We start from the raw sequence: 17,707 nt of genomic DNA on the forward strand, positions 1-17,707 counted from the left end.
GGATCACCGATGACTCTCACCGGCCGCACGGCGCTGCTCGCAGCCCTGGGCATCGTCGTCGTGTTCGTGCACCCTGGCCTCTCGACGGTCTTCTGGTGGCTGCTCGTGGTGGCCGCTCTGGTCGGCGTCGACCTCTGGCTGGCACCTTCGACGACTTCGCTTGCCGCGCAACGGCTTCCGATCCGCTCCGTCCGGCTGGGCGAGACGGCGACGAGCACGCTGACGCTGCGCAACACCGGGTCGCGCACGCTGCGCGGCGCGGTCCGGGATGCCTGGCAGCCGTCGGCCGGCGCGCGAGGTGAACGTGCACCGTTGCGTCTCGGTGCGGGCGAGCAGACCCGATTGGTCGTCGAGCTGACGCCGACCCGGCGCGGCGACCGGCGCGCGGACCGGTTGACGACGCGCACTGCCGGACCGCTCGGTCTGGCACTGCGGCAGCGCTCGGTCGAAGTTCCTGGAGCCATCCGTGCGTTGCCGGCCTTCCCGTCCCGCCGGCACCTGCCCAGCAGGCTGGAGCGACTGCGGCAGATCGACGGACGTTCTGCGGTTCGCATCCGCGGCCAGGGCACCGAGTTCGACTCCTCCGTGACTACGTCGACGGGGACGACGTGCGCAGCATCGACTGGCGCGCGACCGCACGCCGCCAGCACCCGGTCGTGCGCACCTGGCAACCCGAACGCGATCGTCGGGTCGTGATCGTGCTCGACACGTCCCGCACCTCAGCCGGCCGCATCGACGACAGCACCCGGCTGGATGCCGGCATGGACGCCACGCTGCTGCTGACCGCACTCGCTTCTCGCGCGGGCGACCGCGTCGGTCTCCTGGCCGGTGACCGCACGATCCGCTCCCAGGTCGCCGGGATCAGCGATCGCGCCGAGCTGATGCACACCGTCATCAACGCCATGGCACCGCTCGAACCCGCTCTGGTGGAAGCGAATTGGCGCACTCTGCTCGGCGCAGACGGAGCCCTGCCCAAGCAGCGCTCGCTGCTGGTCCTGGTCACCCCCTGGAACCCGCCGCGATCCAAGAAGGGTTACTGCCCGTCCTCGCGAGGGTCGCCGTCCAGCACCGCGTCATCGTCGCCTCGGTCGCCGACCCCGGCATACGGGCCATGGCGACCGAACGCGACTCCCCGAGCAGGTGTATGACGCCAGCGCAGCCGAACGCACCGAGCTACTGCGGAACGACACCCGCATCGCGCTGGAACGGCTCGGTGTCACCGTGCTCGACGAGGAACCGGACACCCTCCCACTGGCGCTCGTGGACCACTACCTCCTCCTCAAGAGCCGCGGTCTCCTGTAGCGGTCAGACGCTGACCGGGCGCACGGCGCTCTGGTCCAGCTCGGCGACGTCGCCGGTGAAGCCCTCGGCGACGGCCCGGCGACCGAGCACGAACACGTAGGCCAGGAAAGCGATTTCGGCCAGCACGCCGATCCCGATCCGTGCCCAGGTCGGCAGCGGCGACGGCGTCACGAAGGCCTCGATCGCGCCGCTGACCAGCAGCACGCCGACCAAGCCGATCGCGACCACGACGATCGAGCGCCCCTCGTGTGCCATCGCATCAGCGCGACTGCGCGCGCCCGGTTCTACCCAGGACCAGAAGAGGCGCAGGCCGCATCCGGCAGCGACGAAAACCGCTGTCAGCTCGAGGATTCCGTGCGGCAGGATCAGACCGAAGAAGTCGCCACCGTGGCCGTAGGCGACCATGATGCCGCCCTGCACGCCGACGTTGTACACGTTGTTCCACAACATCCAGATGATCGGGAAACCGAGCACACCCAGGGCGATACACATGGCCGCGACCCACACGTTGTTGGTCCACACCCGGGTCGCGAAGTCGGCGCCGCCGTACTCGGAGTAGTAGCTGCGGAAGTCGTGGTTGACCAGCTGCTGGGCCGCCTGGGGCGAGATGAACGACGCCTGCACGTCCGGATTGCGTGCCACCCAGACGCCGAGCACTACGGCGGCGACGACATTGGCCAGCGCAGTGCCGATCCACCACCACCGGGTGCGGTAGAGCACGGCGGGAATGTCCCGGATCACGAAGTCCGCCAACCGCGACCAGGTCATCGTGCGGCGCCGCAGCGACGCCGTGCGCGCTCTGGCCAGCACTGTCGACAGGTATTGCACGACGGTCGGGTCCGGAGCTGCAGAGCGGATGAGCGACAGATGGGTCGCCGCGCGCTGGTAGAGGTCGAGCAGTTCGTCGGCTTCGGCGCCAGTCAGCGTCCGCCGCCCGCTCAGCGCACGCAGCTGCTCCCACTCCGGGTAGTGCGCGGTGACGAACGCATCGAGGTCCACGCCAGCGACTATAAGCTGAGGACATGCCCGCGGACTCCGTCACCACGCAGCCCGCGCGGCGCCTGCGCGGTGCGGACAGCGACCTGATGATCACCGGCGAGGCCGTGCTCATCGATGTCCCGTCGGCGCCACTGCCGACCAGGATGGTCGCCGCGCTGATCGACTGGGTCGTCTACATCGTCGCGCTGATCGGGCTGGTGTTCGTCGTGTCGTTCGGGTCGGCGGGCAGCAGCGATGCCACATTCAGCACGCTCATGCTGCTCAGCACGATCGTCTGCTTCCTGGTCGTGCCGGTGACCGTCGAAACGCTGAGCCGCGGCCGCTCGCTCGGCAAGCTGATCGTCAAACTGCGCGTGGTGCGCGACGACGGCGGACCGATCGTCTTCCGGCACGCCTTCGTGCGCGGCCTCGTCGGCGTCATCGAGCTGCCGCTGCTGGTCGCAGTGCCCGCGGTCATCGCGTCGGTCTCCAACGCGCGCGGCAAGCGGCTGGGCGACTTCGCCGCCGGCACGTATGTCGTCCGCGAGCAGACCGGACTGAAGCTCAGCCCGCCGCCACCGCCACCGCCATACCTGCGGGCCTGGGCGGTCGGTGCCGACCTCGCGCCGTTGCCGGACGGGCTGGCGCTGGCGATCCGGCAGTTCCTGATCCGTCGCGCCACCCTGACCCCGGCGGCACGAAGCGCGCTCACCGCCAACCTGATGCAGCAGGTCATGCCGCTCGTCTCTCCACCGCCGCCCTCGCGGACGCATCCGGAGGACGTGCTGTCGGCGGTGCTCACCGCACGCAGTGACCGCGAAGCCCGACGGCTGGCACGCGAGCAGGCGAACCGCTCACGCCTCCTCCCTCCGGACCCCTTTACCCCACGAAGTTCTCCACTCCTTCGTCGCTCCGATACTTCGCGGGGGCCCCGATCGAAGACCAGAAATCACGCAGAGGCTGAATCGTCATAACCGGGCTTCACGACGTCTTCGATGATCGCCAGCCGCTCGTCGAACGGCAGGAACGCCGACTTCATCGCGTTGATCGTCACCCACCGCAAGTCGTCCACGGTCCAGCCGGCCTCGTCGACCAGCAGCTGCATTTCGCGCGACATCGAGGTGCCGCTCATCAGCCGGTTGTCGGTGTTGACCGTGACCCGGAAGCGCAGGTCCTTCAACCGCGTGATCGGGTGCTCGGCTATCGAATCAGCCGCTCCCGTCTGCAGATTGGACGACGGACACATCTCCAACGGGATCCGGCGATCACGCACGTATGCCGCAAGGAGGCCCAGCTTCTCGCCCGGCCGCCCGAAGTCCGCTATGTCGTCCACGATCCGCACACCGTGACCCAGCCGCTCGGCGCCGCACCACTGGATGGCCTCCCAGATGCTCGGCAACCCGAACGCCTCACCGGCATGGATGGTGAAGTGGGCGCTCTCCCGCTGCAGGTACTCGAACGCGTCCAGATGTCGCGTGGGCGGGAAGCCGGCCTCCGCGCCGGCGATGTCGAAGCCCGCGACACCTTCGTCCCGGTAGCGGACCGCGAGCTGAGCGATCTCGGTCGACTTCGCCGCATGCCGCATGGCCGTCAACAACGCACGTACGACGATCCGCCCGCCGCTGGCCTGCTCACCCTCGCGGAAACCGGCGTTGACCGCCTCGACGACCTCTTCGAGGGTCAGCCCGCCTTCGAGGTGCTGCTCGGGTGCGTAGCGCACCTCCGCGTAAACGACGCCGTCCTCGGCCAGGTCCTGCGCACACTCCGACGCCACCCGCCGCAGCTGCTCGGGAGTCTGCATCACTGCGACCGAATGCTCGAACGTCTCCAAATAGCGCTCGAGCGAGCCGGAGTCGGCAGCGTCGCGGAACCAGCTGCCGAGCGACTCGGCGTCGGACGCGGGCAGTGCGTCATACCCGCTCTGCTGCGCGAGCTCCACGATCGTCGCCGGGCGCAGCCCACCGTCGAGGTGGTCGTGCAGCAGCACCTTGGGCAGTGCCTTGATCTCGGGGCGGATGTGGTCACTCATCGCGGTGCACCGTGTCGGGGCTGAACGCGGGCAGGCAGACCGCGATGTAGTCGGCGCCGTCCGGTCCGGTGGAGTATCGGATGCGTTCTCCCGCAGTGGTTTTCAGTGACTCGCCGGCATTGACGGTCGTGCTCTCGCCGTCGCCGTGCTCCACGATCACGGCCCCGCGCAGCACGACGGTGAACTCGTCGAACGCAGGTGTCTGAAAAGGCTCGGACCAGTCGGCGGGAGCCTGCATGTGAGCGATGCTCACCTGCCGTTCACCGGTGCTCGCAGCACCGATGTGCTCGTCGATGATCTTTCCGCCCGGCACCGGGATCCGCACCGGTTCTGTATAACGATCTACCATTCCGACACTCTAGTGAGTGCCCCATGACCCTGTGTGCCGCCGGCCGATCACGCGATGCGGTCGATGATCAAAGGTGTTGTGTCCTGCGCGGATTCACCGATCGACCACGCGCCCTGCAGCGCCTCCGCCGCGCGAGCGAACCGGTCGGGTGTGTCGGTGTGCAGGGTGAGCAGCGGCTGCCCGGCGGTGACGCGGTCCCCGGGCTTGGCGTGTATGACGACACCGGCCCCGGCCTGCACCGGGTCCTCCTTGCGGGCCCGGCCGGCACCCAACCGCCACGCCGCGACGCCGACCGCGAGCGCGTCGAGGCGCTGCAACACCCCGCTGTTGTCGGCCGTGATGACCTCGGTGTCGGTCGCGACCGGGAGCGTTGCGCTCGGGTCGCCACCCTGGGCGGAGATCATCTTGCGCCATACATCCATCGCTCGGCCGTTGCGCAGCGCCTCTGCTGGGTCGACGTCGGATTTGCCTGCGGCTGTGAGCATTTCGCGCGCGAGCGCCACGGTCAGCTCCACGACATCGGCCGGTCCACCGCCGGCGAGCACGTCGACGGACTCCTGCACCTCCAGCGCGTTGCCGGCGGTCAGCCCCAGCGGTGTCGACATGTCGGTCAGCAAGGCGACCGTCTTGACGCCCGCGTCCGTGCCGAGGTCGACCATGGTGCGGGCGAGCTCCCGCGCCTGCTCGACGGTCTTCATGAACGCGCCGCTGCCGACCTTCACGTCGAGCACCAGCGACCCGGTGCCTTCGGCAATCTTCTTGCTCATGATCGAGCTGGCGATGAGCGGGATCGCCTCGACGGTGCTCGTTACGTCGCGCAACGCATAGAGCTTCTTGTCCGCGGGTGCGAGCCCGGCACCGGCCGCACAGATGACGGCACCGATCTCGTCCAGCTGCCGCAGCATCGCGTCGTTCGACAGCGACGCCTGCCACCCAGGGATCGACTCCAGCTTGTCCAGAGTGCCGCCGGTGTGACCGAGCCCGCGACCGGAGAGCTGCGGCACGGCCACGCCATACACGGCGACCAGCGGTGCCAGCGGCAGGGTGATCTTGTCGCCGACTCCGCCGGTCGAGTGCTTGTCGGATGTCGGGCGCGAGAGGGAGCCGAAGTCCATCCGCTTCCCCGAGGCGATCATCGCGGCAGTCCAGTGCTTGATCTCCTCACGGCTCATGCCGTTGAGGAAGATCGCCATGGCCAGGGCCGACATCTGCTCGTCCGCGACGACACCGCGGGTGTAGGCGTCGATGACCCAGTCGATCTGCTCCTTGCGCAACGGCAGCTTGTCCCGCTTGGCCGCAATCACGTCGACGGCATCAAAGTTCTCGCTCATGAGGTGACCCTCCTTCGTCGGGCCGCCTCATTGACCAACCACACTCGTCGCTCGCTTCGCTCGCTCATACCACGATCCTGCCAGGCACCGCTCAATGCCCGAAACCGGCCACGAATAGGGCACAGTAGTGTCCGGCCCGGACTGGGGAGGTCCGGGAACCGTCACCGGTTCCGATGCGTCCATGCTCCGGAAACCAACGACTTCACACCCCACAGATACGCCACACGGAGGAATCCCATGAAGCTCATTTCCCGCACCGCGGCCGTTGCCCTGGTGATCAGCCTGCCGATGGCGCTGGGCGCTTGCGGCGGCGGCAGCAAGCCGAGCAAGGCCGACGTCAAGGCCGGCTACATCAAGTCCGTCAAGAAGAGCGGCGGCGCCGAGAGCGCGAAGATCCCGGACTCGCTCTACACGAAGATGGCCGACTGCGTCTTCGACAAGACCTACAACGACCTGAGCAGCGACACCTTGAACAAGTTCAAGGACGGCAACGCGAACGAGAAGACGAAGATCAAGTCTTCCGACAAGGACAAACTGACCAGTGCCAGCACGAGCTGCCAGACCAAGCTTGCCAACGACTTCAAGAACGTCGGCTGACCAAGCTTCCTGAACTACAGAACAACGCCCCGGCCGGCGTGAAACCGGCCGGGGCGTTGCTGCGTCCCACCCTGGACAGCTGACCCTCCGGAGAGGACACCATGCGTTCGCTTCCCGCCAAGCAGGCTGCCACCGCGGCGCTCCTGCTCACCCTGCCGTTGAGCCTGGCCGCTTGCAGCTCGAGCACGTCGGACAAAGGGAGCACGGCGACGCCGTCGGCCGCGTCTAGCAGTGCTCCGACCTCAACTGGTGGGGCCAGCACCGGAGGCGGTTCATCCGACGAGAGCGGTAAGCCCAGCAAGGCACAAGTCGCAGCGGGTATGACGAACTACTTCGTCGGCAAAGGCGTCCCGCGATCGCTCGTCAACGACGTGACGAATTGCGTTGCCGACAAAGGCTATTCACAATTCTCGGACGCCACCCTGCGAGCACTGAAGAGCGGCAAGGTCAAGGAACTCAACCCGCTCGACACCGGCAAGCTGACGAAGGTCACCACGACCTGTCTGGCCGGTGGCAGCGGTGGTTCACTGCCCAGCAGCGTCGGCTGAGCCGCCGGCAGATCCCTTCGGAGCGTCTGCCACATGCTGCAGGTCCGCGAGTCCGAAGGCCTGCGGCAGCACCTGGTCCATCGTCTGGACGCCCTGCGGCGTCAGCAGTCGACAGTCGGCCCCGCCGTGCTCCCAGAGCAACTGGCGGCACCGGCCGCACGGCATCAGTGACTCACCGAGCCCGTTGACGCAGGAGACCGCGACGAGCCGGCCTCCCCCGCTGCGCACCAGCTCGCTGACCATGCCGCACTCCGCGCACAGGGTGACGCCATACGCGGCGTTCTCGACGTTGCAGCCGGACACGGTCCGGCCGTCATCGACCAGGCCGGCCACGCCGACCGGGAACTTGCTGTAGGGCACGTAGGCGTGCCGGGACGCCTCCACCGCTTCTGCGGTGAGGGCGTCCCAATTCACTTCCGGCATAGGGTTATTCGCCCTTGACGTAGGGCTCGCCGTCGGCAGCAGGTGCACGCACCCGGCCGACCAGCCCGGCGACCGCGAAGATCGTCGCCAGGTAGGGCAGCATCTGCAGCAGGTTGGAGTCGATCTTCACCGGGGTGGCCAGCAGTGACAGAGCCACCTGCAGCGCGCTGGCGAAGCCGAAGAACAGCGACGCTCCGAGCGCACCGCGCGGTGTCCACCGGCCGAAGATCAGTGCTGCCAGTGCGATGAAGCCCTGACCGGAGGTCATGTTCTTGTTGAACTGCCCGACCGACCCGATCGTCAGCGCAGCACCCGCCAGGCCGGCGATGCCGCCACCGATGATGACGTTCTTGTAGCGCAACCGCAGCACGTTGATGCCGACAGTGTCGGCCGCCTTCGGGTGCTCGCCGACGGCGCGGGTGCGCAGGCCCCATCGGGAGCGCAGCAGCATGACGTCGATGACGACCACGATGACGTACATCAGATAGGTGATGATCGTCTGGTTGAACAGCAGCGACCCCACTACCGGCAGGTCACCCAGACCCGGGATCTTGATCGGGGAGAAGACGCTCGGCTGGTTGGTGCCGTTGCCGTTGTTGGCCATGACGGCGTCATACAAGTAGCCGGTGAGGCCCAGGGCGAACGCGTTGATCACGACACCGAGGATCACCTGGTTGACGGTGAACTTGATCGCGAAGACCGCGAGCAGGGCGCCCGCGAGACAACCGATGACGACTGCGGCGATGAGCCCGAAATAGCTGCCGGCGATCGTGCCGAACAACGCGCCGGCGAACGCGCCGAAGAGCATCTGCCCCTCGATGGCGACGTTGATGACGCCGGTCTTCTCGCACATCACGCCGGCCATCGAGCCGAGGATCAGCGGGGTGGCCAGGAAGAGTGTCTGCTGCAGCAGCGATCCGACCTGCACCGCCTGCTTGCCTTCGCTGCCCGCCCAGATGAGGAAGGCGACCAGGAAGAGCACGCCGGCACCGATGCCGACCCAACGCAGAGCGCGCTTGCTGAAACCACGCAGGATCTGCGCCACTCCCAGCAGGATGATCACGACGCCGCAGGCGATGATCAGGGCGGCACTCGGCAGCGAGAACGTCGGCACCGAGATGCCGGGGTTGGAGCCGTTGAGGTCGAACTTCGCCGAGTGTGAGCCTGCTGACAGACCCAGCACCACCGCGACGATCAGGCCGATCACGACGATCGCCGTACCCGTGCCGACCCGACGAGAGGTCGTCTGTTTCAGCTCGACAACGTGTTGCTCGACGACTTTGCCCGGTGCGACCTCGAGGGTCTCGACCGCCGAGTCCACGACGCTCTTGGAGTCGTTGTTCAGCTCGGGGCTCATCCGTTCCATCCCTTCGCCAGAACCGCAGATCCGGACGACTTGCTGTGCCGCAGGCGGAAGATCAATCGGATCAGGCCGGGCGCCGCGATGAAGATCACCACGAGGGCCTGTAGAACCTGCACAAGATCCGGTGGAGTCGGTGTGGACGCCTGCAACTGACCACTGCCCGCAGTCAGCGCACCGAACAACAGACCCGCGGCGAACGTGCCCCATGCCGTGCCACGGCCCAGCAGCGCGACGGTGATCGCGGTGAAACCGACGCCGCCGTCGACGCTGGCGGTGATCTGGTAGTTGTTCGCGTCACCCAGGACTTGCGAGGCGCCGGCCAGGCCACACAGGGCGCCGACGATCACCATGACACCGATGTAGGTCACCGCGATGCTCATGCCGGCCGTGCGCGCAGCATCCTGGTTGGCGCCGACCGCGCGGATCCGGAACCCGAACGTGCCGTACTTCAGCAACCACCACACGAACGCGGTCGCGACGATCGCCAGGATGAAGGAGAAGTTGACGCGCAGGTCGGAACCGAACAGGTGCCAGAACTGTGTGTTGCCGTCGACCGTTCGCGACACTGCCTGTTGGTATGGCGGGGCCTGGAACCACGACTCGGTGAGCAACCAGTTGATGAAGAAGACCGCGATGTAGTTGAGCATGATCGTGGTGATCACCTCGTGCGCGCCGGTCTTGGCCTTCAGCAGACCGGCCAGCGCCGCCCAGATCGCACCACCCACGATGCCGCCGATGATCGCCACCACGATGTGCAGACCGGCCGGCAGGTGCCAGGCGAAGCCGATGTAGCCGGCCAGCGCTGCGGACATCAGGATCTGGCCCTGCGCACCGATGTTGAAGAGCCCCGCGCGGAATGCCAGCGTGACCGAGAGTCCGGCCAGGATCAGCGGGGTCGCGTAGACCAGCGTCTCGGAGATCGGCGAGAGGAGCTGGCCGCCGCTCGGGTTGTAGATGGCGCCCTGGAAGAGCGCGACGTAAGCGTTCTTGACCGCACTCCAGGCGGCGCTGATCGTGTCGCCCGGAGCCGCGGTGAAGTACTTCGCGGTGTTACGGGTGGCTTCGTCCGACGCGACGATGAGGACCGCGCCGACGATCATCGCGCAGATCACGGCGAGCAGCGTGACCACCGCGGGGTGGTCGCTGCGCAGGATCTGCGAGATCGTCTCGTGGGTCTTGTCGTCGTCGCCGGACTCGGTCGTCGCGAGCAGGGTGTCGCCGTCGGCTGCCGACTGCTCCGCGACCTCCTCGCTCCGGTCCGGCTTGCCGAGGTCGGGACCTTCCCCGGGCTCGCTCATGCTGACTCCTTGGTGTCCGAGGTCTGGCCGGCCATCAACAGGCCGAACTCCTCCGCTGTCGCTGTCGGCGGCAACTCGCCGATGATCTTTCCGGCATACATGACGCCCACCCGGTCGGCGAGGCTGATGACCTCGTCAAGCTCGGTGCTGACCAGCAACACCGCGGTGCCGCGGTCACGCTCGGCGACGATGCGCTTGTGCACGAATTCCTGTGACCCGACGTCGACGCCACGGGTCGGCTGGGAGACGACCAGCAGTCGCAGCGGGCGGCTCAGCTCGCGGGCCAGCACGACCTTCTGCTGGTTGCCGCCGGACAGGGTCGAGGCGGAGGCCTCCGCGCTCTGGGTACGCACGTCGAACTCGTCGACCCGCTCGCGCGCGTTGCGCGAGATCGCGGCGAGGTTCAGCGACACGGAGTTGCCGAAGGGTGCTTCGTCATACGTGTCCAGCACGAGGTTCTCGGCGATGCTGAAGCTGCCGACCAGACCGTCGTGCATGCGGTCCTCGGGGACGTAACCGACGCCCCGGCCGAGGATCTTGTCGGTGGACTCGTCGGTGACGTCGGCGCCTTCCAGCCGGATGCGACCGGCGGTCGGATCGATGAGCCCGACGATGGCTTCGGTGAGCTCGGACTGGCCGTTGCCCTGCACGCCCGCGATGGCGTAGATCTCGCCGCCACGCACCTCCAGGGACACGTCGTCGACCAGCACCTGGCCGGTCGGTCCGGTCACGCTCAAGCCCTCGATGTCGAGGATGACGTCGCCCTCCTGGGCGGGGTCCTTGTCGACGTTCAGTTGCACCGGGCGGCCGACCATCATCGCGGCGAGCTCGGAGGGGCTGGCGCTCGGCTCCGCCTGGCCAACGACCTTGCCACGGCGTATGACGGTGATCGTGTCGGCGATCGCGCGGACCTCGCGCAGCTTGTGGCTGATGAAGACGATCGAGGTGCCGTTCTCCTTCAGGGAGCGCATGACGTCCATCAGGTGGTCGGTCTCCTGGGGCGTCAGCACGGCGGTCGGCTCATCCAGGATCAGCACCTTGGCCTCGCGTGCGAGTGCCTTGAGGATCTCGACACGTTGCTGGATGCCGACCGGGAGGTCCTCGACCAGGACGTCCGGGTTGACCTCGAGGTGGTAGTTCTTCGAGAGGTTCCTGACGACCTCACGGGCCTTCTTCTGGTCCAACATGCCTGCGGACCGGGTGTATTCGTCGCCCAGCATGACGTTCTCGGCGACGCTCAACACCGGCACGAGCATGAAGTGCTGGTGGACCATGCCGATCCCGGCGCGCATCGCATCGCCAGGACCGCTGAACTTCTGTGGCTCACCGTCGACGAGGATCTCGCCGCCGGTGGGCTCGTAAAGGCCGTAGAGCACGTTCATCAGCGTCGACTTGCCGGCGCCGTTCTCACCCAGCAGGGCGTGGATCTGCCCGGGCTCGACCACCAGGTCGATGTGATCGTTCGCCGTGAACGACCCGAACTTCTTGGTGATGCCGCGCAGTTCGAGTTTCACTCGTGCTCCTTGTCGACTTCAGTGGCAGGGCGCGGTGGATCGCACCACTTCCCCGCCATACCCCAACAGACAACCGTGGGTGGTCGGCAGCATAGTTGCCGAACCACCCACGGACTGAATAAACCCAGTGAGACCTGGATTAACCCCAGTGACTGTGCTTCTTACTTCGGCTGGGCCGGCGAGGTGATCTTGATCTTGCCGGAAATGATGTCCGCCTTGACCTGTGCGAGCTCCGTCTTCAGCGCGGCCGGCACCTTGGAGTCGAACTGGTGGAACGGCGCGATGCCGGTGCCGCTGTTCTTCAAGTCACCGATGTAGTTGCCGGTCGGGAAGGTCCCGTCCGCCGCCTGCTTCAAGTACGACTCGACACCACCGGCGAGGTTCTTGGTGGCGCTGGTGATGAAGTACTTGCAGTAGTTGGCGGCGCTCTGGCAGCCGTCGGTGTCAACCCAGATCAGGTTGAGCTTGCCGCCGGACGCCTGCGCGGCCGCGCCGGCCCCGAGGCCAGAGGCACCCGCCACCGGGAAGACGATGTCGGCGCCCTGGCTGACCATCGCCTGGGTGATCGACTTGCCCTTGTTCTGGTCGGTGAACGAGCCGGAGAAGGTGCCGCCCTTCTGGTTCTTCTCGTTCCAGCCGAGGACCTTGACCGACTTCTTCTTGGTCGTGTTGTAGTACTGGACGCCCTCCCAGTAGCCGTCCATGTAGATCGTCACCGGCGGGATGGCGAGGCCACCCCAGGTGCCGACGGTGCCGGTCTTCGTCATACCCGCCGAGAGGTAGCCGGCGAGGAAGCCGGCCTGTGCGGTGTTGTACTCGATGCCGTAGATGTTGGCAGCACTCTGGTTGCCGTTGTCGATCTCGGCGAAGTGGACCTTCGGGAACTGCTTGGACACCTTCTTCAGCGCGTCACCCATGAGGCCACCGACGGCGATCACCGAGTCACACCCGCCCTGGGCGTACTTGGTGAGGTTCGGCGTGTAGTCGCTCCCGGAGTTGGACGGGACGTACTTGACCTTGATGTTGGGGTTGGCCTTGGCCGCGGCCTGCATACCCGCCCACGAGTTCTCGTTGAACGACTTGTCGTCCACACCACCGGTGTCCAGCACCATGCAGGCGCTGAGCTTCTTTCCGGAGGCTGCGGCAGTGCTGGCGCCAGTGGCCGGTGTCGACCCCGTGGCGCCGCCGCTGGCGGAGTTGTTGCTTGCAGGTTTACTGCCACAGCCGGCCAGGGCCATCGCGGCAACGGCCGAGACGGCCGCAATCTTCATCACCGAACGCACGGTGTCTCCTTTTCATGGTGCAACTTCTACTGAAGGTGGCTCCGCTGTTGCGGACGCCGAAGGGTGTGGACGGATCCCCCAAGGTTCAGTCACCCCCAGTGGGGCAAGTCGGCAGCCTAGCGGGCCAATGGTGACCGGAACCACAGATCACGGTTCTGCGACCGAACTGTTATGCGCCCGCGGCGTCATACCTCGCTGAGTGCTGCTACGGCCAGTACGCGAGTGCCGACTCCGATCGCGGTCTCGTCGATGACCAGGTCGCCCTGATGCAGCTCATAGGTCGGGCCGCCGGGTGCCCGCGTCCCGAGCCGGGCCAGCGCGCCGGGCGTCGTCTGCAGGAGCCACGAGAAGTCCTCGCCGCCGAGCGATTGACGGGTCGGGACGACGCTGCGCTCACCTTCGGTCGCGCTCGCGGCGGACGCGAGGGCAGCGATCGCTGCGGCGTCGTTGACAACGGGCGGCACACCGCGGATGTGCGCGACCTGCGCCGCCACCTTGTATGGCGCGACGACCTCCTGGACCACCTGCGCCACGAGGCCGTCGACGCGCTTCCATTCGTCGGCGTCCAGCATCCGCAGGGTGCCGACGACGCGGCCGGTGGCGGGTATGACGTTTGCGGCGTTGCCAGCGGCGACCTGGCCCCAGACAAGCGCCACACCCGACCTGGGGTCGAGGCGACGGCTCAGCACGGCGGGCACCTCGGTGAGGACCTTGCCGAGCGCGAACGTGAGATCGGCGGACAGGTGCGGCCGGGAAGTGTGGCCGCCCGGCCCGGTCAGGGTGACCTCGACCTGATCGCACGCGGCGGTGATCGGACCGACGGTCAGGCCGACGGTGCCCACGTCGATGCTGGGGTCGCAGTGCACCGCAAGTGCCCGGTCCACGTTGTCCATCGCTCCGGCGTCGAGCACCTCGTGCGCGCCGCCGGGCATCACTTCTTCAGCCGGCTGGAAGATGCAGCGGATCGCCAGGCCACGATCGATGAGCGTCGGCTCAATCGTCTTCAGTGCCAAGGCAACACCGAGCACGACGGTCGTGTGTACGTCGTGTCCGCATGCGTGGCACACGCCGTCGACCGTGGACCCGAAGGGCAGGCCGCTGCGTTCGGGCACCGGGAGCGCGTCGAGGTCAGCGCGCAGGGCGACACGGCGGGTCGGGTCGGCTGCACCGAGGTCGGCGATCAGGCCGGTGCCCGGAAGCGCGGTGACCTCGACACCCGCAGCGGTAAGAGTCTCGCGCAGGAACGTTGTCGTGCGCATTTCACGGTGTGCGACCTCGGGGTGCGCGTGTAGGTCGCGGCGCCAAGCGATCAGCTGCGGGAGCAGCCGCTCGATCTCGGCGACGGCGGCCGCAGCGGGGTCCACAGTCGTGTACGAAGAGGCAAGGTCACTCACAAGTCGTTCATCGTACGTCTGGGGTTCACGTCGTCTCCGACCAGCACCAGGAAAGCGGCCAGTCCGCGGCTCGTGGCCTGGTCCGCCCTCTCGGCGAAGATCTCGGCCGCCGTCTCGCGCACCGGTGCCTCGAGCGTGCCGGCTGCGTGCCACAGCACGAGGGTGCCCGGGGTGTCGTCGACGTCGGTGAGGCTGTCGGCGAGTGCGTCCCAGTTGTTGCCGAACCAGTCCGGCAGGTCGAACGCCTTGCGGCATACATCGAGGAAGTGCGCCTTGTCGGTGCCCGAAGATGTGTCGAGTTCGACGGTGCGCCAGCCCTTTTCGCGGGCGGCTATCCGCGCTCCGGCGATGTCGACGGTCGGGTGCAGTCCGGAGGCGCCCTGCGCGATGAGGTCGGTAGCAGTGGTCATTGCACGATCCTCTTGAAACTGTCGTAGTGATCGGACGTGTAGTAGAGCGTGCCGTCGCGGCCCTTGATGATCCGGCGCGCGCCGCGGTCCCCTGAGCCAGGGGTCTTGACCGTGTATTCGTGGTAGTAGCCGGAGGATTCGCGCGGCAGGAGGCGCTCGCGGTTCTGGAACACCACGCCGTCCTGGTGGTAGGGGAACGGTCCATGGGACTTGATCAGCGCCAACGTCGTACGTGCCTGGTCGGGTAGCTGTGCGACGGCCACGGTCGACATACCGTCGTTGCGGTTGCTGTCCTGCGCGGTGCCGCCCGTCGCTGCGGGCGAGCCACCGGCGGCGGCCCCGCCCGAACTGCTCTGGCAACTCGCCAGCACACACACCAGCGCGATGAGCGCGAGCAGACCGAAGACACCGGGTATGAAGAGTTCCCGAATTCGCTTGACCCGATGCAGCATTCGGCCAGGCTACCGGCGAACCGGCCCCCGTTGATTGACCGGCATACCTCCGTATTGACCGGCATATGAAAATGGGCCGGTTCGGCATGCCCGTCAGTGCGTCGGTATGCCGGTCAATCGCGGCTGTGGATAACTCTCGAGGCCCGAGCCGCCGATCCGGCAGGCTTCCGAGATGACCGTCGTACCGTCAGCAATGCCGAACCCCTCCCAGACAACTCCGACGACGTCGCAGCGGCCCGCCTCGAGCACGTCGAGCTCTGCGCAGCGAACGTCCAACGGCTGCGTGGGCAACTGGTCTCCGCCCCGATCGGACGACTCCGACTGATCGACGCATCCGACGATGCCGACCTGCCCTGGAATCGGCTGCGACAGGGGTCTTTTGTGACCTGCGATCCCAGCGCACTGGAGCACGAGGAGCGGCTCATCCTGACGGCTCTTGCCATGGAGGCAGTCGCCCAGGAACCGCGCATCTACGCTCACGACACCGCGAGGGCGGTCTGGCGACTGGCGGCGATCGGTCAGCAGAACGAGCTCGTCGAGTTCGCAAGGCCGCCCCGCGGCACCGGCCGGTCGCCACAGGCCAGGCGACGACGGACCGCGTTCGCGCCGAAAGTAGTGGACATCGGTGGGCTGCGGGTGACCGACCTGGACCGCACGGTCATTGATCGGGCCCGTTATGCAAGCCTCGAGTCTGCGATCGCGATGTGTGACGAGGCACTTCGACTCACCCTGCTCGAGCAGCCCGAGGTGCTCGCCCAGGTGCGCGAGCTACCACGACGTGCACGCGGTTGCCGAATGGCGGAGCTGACGCTCCTGCTCGCCGATGCCCGCTCCGAGTCGCCGTTGGAGTCGCTGAGCCGGGTCCGGATGTTCCAGCTCGGGTTGCCGATGCCGGAGTTGCAGGTCAAGTTCTACGACGCCTCGGGTTTCATCGGGCGGGTCGACTTCTTTTGGCCGGAGCTCGGCATCATCGGCGAGGCCGACGGCCGTCTGAAGTTCCGCGTCGCTGACGGACTCAGAGGTGACGAGGCAGAAGAGGCCGTATGGCGAGCCAAGCGTCGCGACGACCGCCTGCTCCGACACCCAGACGTCCGGAAGGTCGGCCACTGGGACTGGGGCGAGGCGCTGAACGCGTATCAGTTCGTGCAGGTGATGGCAGACCTTGGGGTTCGCCCGGTGCCGGACGGCGGGTGGCCGATCCCCGAGGGACCGCTGCCTCGCAAGTCCCGACACCTCTCCGTGATTGAGCGGCATACCAGGTGATCGACCGGCATACGGAAATCGACCATTTCGGCATGCCGGTCAATGCGGAGGTATGCCGGTCAATCAGAAGTGGTGGGGTCGGTCGGGCGTGTAAAAGGGGATTGCGCGCGCTGCGTGCTGGCGTCAGGAGAGGGCGCGGTTGAGCTCGGCGACGAGCGCCGGGCCGCGGTAGATGAAGCCGCTGTAGATCTGCACGAGGGACGCGCCGGCATCGATCAGCGCACGACCGTCGTCGGCGTTCATCACTCCCCCGACCCCGATGACGGGTAGCGACGAACGCGACGCGATCCGCTGCACGACATACCGGGCACGGCGGGTCAGTGGGGCACCGCTGAGTCCGCCCGCTTCGTCCGCGAGCGGCAAGTCGGCTTCGGCCAGGCCGTCCCGCGAGAGCGTGGTGTTGGTCGCGATCACGCCGCTGGCGTCGGCGCGTAGGGCGACCTCGAGCACGTCGTCGATCGCGCTGTCGGTCAGGTCCGGGGCGATCTTGACGAAGATCGGGGTGCGCGATCGTTTGGCGGTCGCCGTCACGAGCTCCGCCAGCAGCTCGGCGAGTGGTTCCTTGTCCTGCAGCGACCGCAGTCCCGGCGTGTTCGGACTGGAGACGTTGATCGCGAAGTAGTCGGCGTGCTCCTCGAGTGCCGCGAGGCTGGTCAGGTAGTCGCCGATGGCGTCCTCGACCGGCGTGACCTTGGTCTTGCCGATGCTCACGCCAATGGGTATGCCGATCGGGCCCACCTCCGCGAGTCGGTCCGCAAGCGCCTGGGCACCGTTGTTGTTGAAGCCCATTCGATTGATGATCGCGTCACTGCCACGCAGCCGGAAGAGCCGCGGTTGCGGGTTGCCCGGCTGTGCCTGCGCGGTCACCGTGCCGAGCTCGACGTGACCGAATCCCAAGTGTTTCCAAACCTTTACGCCGACACCGTCCTTGTCGACACCCGCGGCGAGGCCAACACGCCCAGGGAATCGCACGCCGGCCACCTCGATCGGCGACGAGGGTTGCGGCATACCCAGCGCCAATGCTCGTATGGCGGAAGGGTGCTCACCTACCTGCGCCATACGACGCAAGGTGAGGTGGTGGGCGGCTTCGGCGTCACCACCGCCGACACGGAAGAGCACGGGCCGGACAGCGTTGCGGTAGCCGGTGCGGAGCGCCCAGGTCGGCAGGCCCAT

General features: G+C 67.1%; 20 protein-coding genes. 7 read left to right on the forward strand and 13 right to left on the reverse strand.

The window, feature by feature from the left end:
• Positions 1-9 precede the first annotated feature (9 nt).
• Genes ACFQDH_RS22710 through ACFQDH_RS22720 form a run of 3 tightly spaced genes read left to right on the forward strand, consistent with a single transcriptional unit; the run spans position 10 to position 1,302 of the window.
• Positions 10-696: a DUF58 domain-containing protein gene (locus ACFQDH_RS22710; protein ID WP_382404630.1), complete on the forward strand. Its 687-nt coding sequence runs from the start codon at positions 10-12 to the stop codon at positions 694-696.
• The gene (locus ACFQDH_RS22715) at positions 609-1,148 is read left to right on the forward strand and encodes a DUF58 domain-containing protein (RefSeq protein WP_382404631.1); all 540 of its coding nucleotides are present in this window, start codon (positions 609-611) and stop codon (positions 1,146-1,148) included. The genes ACFQDH_RS22710 and ACFQDH_RS22715 overlap by 88 nt, the downstream gene beginning before the upstream one ends.
• Positions 1,141-1,302, forward strand: coding sequence for a hypothetical protein (locus tag ACFQDH_RS22720; RefSeq protein WP_382404632.1), 162 nt, complete (start codon positions 1,141-1,143; stop codon positions 1,300-1,302). The genes ACFQDH_RS22715 and ACFQDH_RS22720 overlap by 8 nt, the downstream gene beginning before the upstream one ends.
• Before the next feature lie 3 nt (positions 1,303-1,305).
• On the opposite strand, the gene ACFQDH_RS22725 is transcribed toward ACFQDH_RS22720, so the two are convergent.
• Positions 1,306-2,301 (reverse strand): stage II sporulation protein M, encoded by a 996-nt coding sequence (locus ACFQDH_RS22725; RefSeq protein ID WP_382404633.1) that lies wholly within the window; start codon positions 2,299-2,301, stop codon positions 1,306-1,308.
• Positions 2,302-2,324: 23 nt separating this feature from the next.
• On the opposite strand from ACFQDH_RS22725, the gene ACFQDH_RS22730 reads away from it, so the two are divergent.
• Complete coding sequence (locus tag ACFQDH_RS22730) at positions 2,325-3,254, forward strand: RDD family protein (protein WP_382404635.1); 930 nt, start codon at positions 2,325-2,327, stop codon at positions 3,252-3,254.
• Here the strand turns inward: ACFQDH_RS22730 and ACFQDH_RS22735 are convergent.
• From ACFQDH_RS22735 to ACFQDH_RS22745, 3 genes are read right to left on the reverse strand one after another with little or no spacing between them, the layout of a single operon-like run.
• Entirely contained in the window at positions 3,230-4,309 is a 1,080-nt protein-coding gene (locus tag ACFQDH_RS22735; protein ID WP_382404636.1) for an adenosine deaminase, read from the reverse strand. The two genes, ACFQDH_RS22730 and ACFQDH_RS22735, sit on opposite strands and share 25 nt — an antisense overlap.
• Positions 4,302-4,658 (reverse strand): cupin domain-containing protein, encoded by a 357-nt coding sequence (locus ACFQDH_RS22740; protein ID WP_382404637.1) that lies wholly within the window; start codon positions 4,656-4,658, stop codon positions 4,302-4,304. Before ACFQDH_RS22740 ends, ACFQDH_RS22735 begins: the two co-directional genes overlap by 8 nt.
• 47 nt (positions 4,659-4,705) lie before the next feature.
• Positions 4,706-5,989, reverse strand: coding sequence for a thymidine phosphorylase (locus tag ACFQDH_RS22745; RefSeq protein ID WP_382404638.1), 1,284 nt, complete (start codon positions 5,987-5,989; stop codon positions 4,706-4,708).
• Positions 5,990-6,226: 237 nt separating this feature from the next.
• On the opposite strand from ACFQDH_RS22745, the gene ACFQDH_RS22750 reads away from it, so the two are divergent.
• Positions 6,227-6,586 (forward strand): hypothetical protein, encoded by a 360-nt coding sequence (locus ACFQDH_RS22750; RefSeq protein ID WP_382404639.1) that lies wholly within the window; start codon positions 6,227-6,229, stop codon positions 6,584-6,586.
• Positions 6,587-6,687: 101 nt separating this feature from the next.
• A complete protein-coding gene (locus ACFQDH_RS22755) occupies positions 6,688-7,134 on the forward strand; it encodes a hypothetical protein (RefSeq protein WP_382404640.1) in 447 nt (148 codons plus the stop codon).
• Here the strand turns inward: ACFQDH_RS22755 and ACFQDH_RS22760 are convergent.
• The 8 genes from ACFQDH_RS22760 to ACFQDH_RS22795 all read right to left on the reverse strand — a co-directional run bounded on the left by ACFQDH_RS22760 (position 7,111) and on the right by ACFQDH_RS22795 (position 15,271).
• Entirely contained in the window at positions 7,111-7,557 is a 447-nt protein-coding gene (locus tag ACFQDH_RS22760; protein ID WP_382404641.1) for a cytidine deaminase, read from the reverse strand. The genes ACFQDH_RS22755 and ACFQDH_RS22760 overlap by 24 nt on opposite strands.
• A 4-nt stretch (positions 7,558-7,561) precedes the next feature.
• Entirely contained in the window at positions 7,562-8,914 is a 1,353-nt protein-coding gene (locus ACFQDH_RS22765) for an ABC transporter permease (RefSeq protein ID WP_382404642.1), read from the reverse strand.
• Positions 8,911-10,218, reverse strand: a complete 1,308-nt coding sequence (locus tag ACFQDH_RS22770) for an ABC transporter permease (RefSeq protein WP_382404643.1) — start codon at positions 10,216-10,218, stop codon at positions 8,911-8,913. Before ACFQDH_RS22770 ends, ACFQDH_RS22765 begins: the two co-directional genes overlap by 4 nt.
• On the reverse strand, positions 10,215-11,732 hold the full coding sequence (locus ACFQDH_RS22775; protein WP_382404644.1) for an ABC transporter ATP-binding protein: 1,518 nt from the start codon (positions 11,730-11,732) through the stop codon (positions 10,215-10,217). Before ACFQDH_RS22775 ends, ACFQDH_RS22770 begins: the two co-directional genes overlap by 4 nt.
• Before the next feature lie 161 nt (positions 11,733-11,893).
• Entirely contained in the window at positions 11,894-13,015 is a 1,122-nt protein-coding gene (locus ACFQDH_RS22780) for a BMP family lipoprotein (RefSeq protein ID WP_382404645.1), read from the reverse strand.
• A 185-nt stretch (positions 13,016-13,200) separates the two neighbouring features.
• Positions 13,201-14,409: an amidohydrolase gene (locus ACFQDH_RS22785; protein WP_382404646.1), complete on the reverse strand. Its 1,209-nt coding sequence runs from the start codon at positions 14,407-14,409 to the stop codon at positions 13,201-13,203.
• The gene (locus ACFQDH_RS22790) at positions 14,406-14,819 is read right to left on the reverse strand and encodes a barstar family protein (RefSeq protein ID WP_382404647.1); all 414 of its coding nucleotides are present in this window, start codon (positions 14,817-14,819) and stop codon (positions 14,406-14,408) included. The genes ACFQDH_RS22785 and ACFQDH_RS22790 overlap by 4 nt, the downstream gene beginning before the upstream one ends.
• Positions 14,816-15,271: a guanyl-specific ribonuclease gene (locus ACFQDH_RS22795; RefSeq protein WP_382404648.1), complete on the reverse strand. Its 456-nt coding sequence runs from the start codon at positions 15,269-15,271 to the stop codon at positions 14,816-14,818. The genes ACFQDH_RS22790 and ACFQDH_RS22795 overlap by 4 nt, the downstream gene beginning before the upstream one ends.
• A 96-nt stretch (positions 15,272-15,367) precedes the next feature.
• Between ACFQDH_RS22795 and ACFQDH_RS22800 the strand changes: the two genes are divergently transcribed.
• Positions 15,368-16,534: a hypothetical protein gene (locus tag ACFQDH_RS22800; protein ID WP_382404649.1), complete on the forward strand. Its 1,167-nt coding sequence runs from the start codon at positions 15,368-15,370 to the stop codon at positions 16,532-16,534.
• A gap of 123 nt (positions 16,535-16,657) precedes the next feature.
• Here ACFQDH_RS22800 and ACFQDH_RS22805 read toward each other — a convergent pair whose 3' ends face one another.
• Positions 16,658-17,707 carry a quinone-dependent dihydroorotate dehydrogenase gene (locus tag ACFQDH_RS22805; RefSeq protein WP_382404650.1) on the reverse strand — a complete coding sequence of 350 codons (1,050 nt, stop codon included), beginning with the start codon at positions 17,705-17,707 and terminating at the stop codon, positions 16,658-16,660.

The sequence above is a fragment of the Flexivirga alba genome (genome assembly GCF_042661025.1).
Taxonomy (GTDB): domain Bacteria; phylum Actinomycetota; class Actinomycetes; order Actinomycetales; family Dermatophilaceae; genus Flexivirga; species Flexivirga alba.

Bases quoted from the DNA above. Each gene is read 5' to 3' on its own strand.
- ACFQDH_RS22770 (WP_382404643.1), bottom strand. From the start codon at position 10,218: ATGAGCGAGCCCGGGGAAGGTCCCGACCTCGGCAAGCCGGACCGGAGC.
- ACFQDH_RS22760 (WP_382404641.1), bottom strand. From the start codon at position 7,557: ATGCCGGAAGTGAATTGGGACGCCCTCACCGCAGAAGCGGTGGAGGCG.
- ACFQDH_RS22755 (WP_382404640.1), top strand. From the start codon at position 6,688: ATGCGTTCGCTTCCCGCCAAGCAGGCTGCCACCGCGGCGCTCCTGCTC.
- ACFQDH_RS22805 (WP_382404650.1), bottom strand. From the start codon at position 17,707: ATGGGCCTGCCGACCTGGGCGCTCCGCACCGGCTACCGCAACGCTGTC.
- ACFQDH_RS22710 (WP_382404630.1), top strand. From the start codon at position 10: ATGACTCTCACCGGCCGCACGGCGCTGCTCGCAGCCCTGGGCATCGTC.
- ACFQDH_RS22745 (WP_382404638.1), bottom strand. From the start codon at position 5,989: ATGAGCGAGAACTTTGATGCCGTCGACGTGATTGCGGCCAAGCGGGAC.
- ACFQDH_RS22735 (WP_382404636.1), bottom strand. From the start codon at position 4,309: ATGAGTGACCACATCCGCCCCGAGATCAAGGCACTGCCCAAGGTGCTG.
- ACFQDH_RS22765 (WP_382404642.1), bottom strand. From the start codon at position 8,914: ATGAGCCCCGAGCTGAACAACGACTCCAAGAGCGTCGTGGACTCGGCG.
- ACFQDH_RS22730 (WP_382404635.1), top strand. From the start codon at position 2,325: ATGCCCGCGGACTCCGTCACCACGCAGCCCGCGCGGCGCCTGCGCGGT.
- ACFQDH_RS22750 (WP_382404639.1), top strand. From the start codon at position 6,227: ATGAAGCTCATTTCCCGCACCGCGGCCGTTGCCCTGGTGATCAGCCTG.
- ACFQDH_RS22795 (WP_382404648.1), bottom strand. From the start codon at position 15,271: ATGCTGCATCGGGTCAAGCGAATTCGGGAACTCTTCATACCCGGTGTC.
- ACFQDH_RS22790 (WP_382404647.1), bottom strand. From the start codon at position 14,819: ATGACCACTGCTACCGACCTCATCGCGCAGGGCGCCTCCGGACTGCAC.
- ACFQDH_RS22740 (WP_382404637.1), bottom strand. From the start codon at position 4,658: ATGGTAGATCGTTATACAGAACCGGTGCGGATCCCGGTGCCGGGCGGA.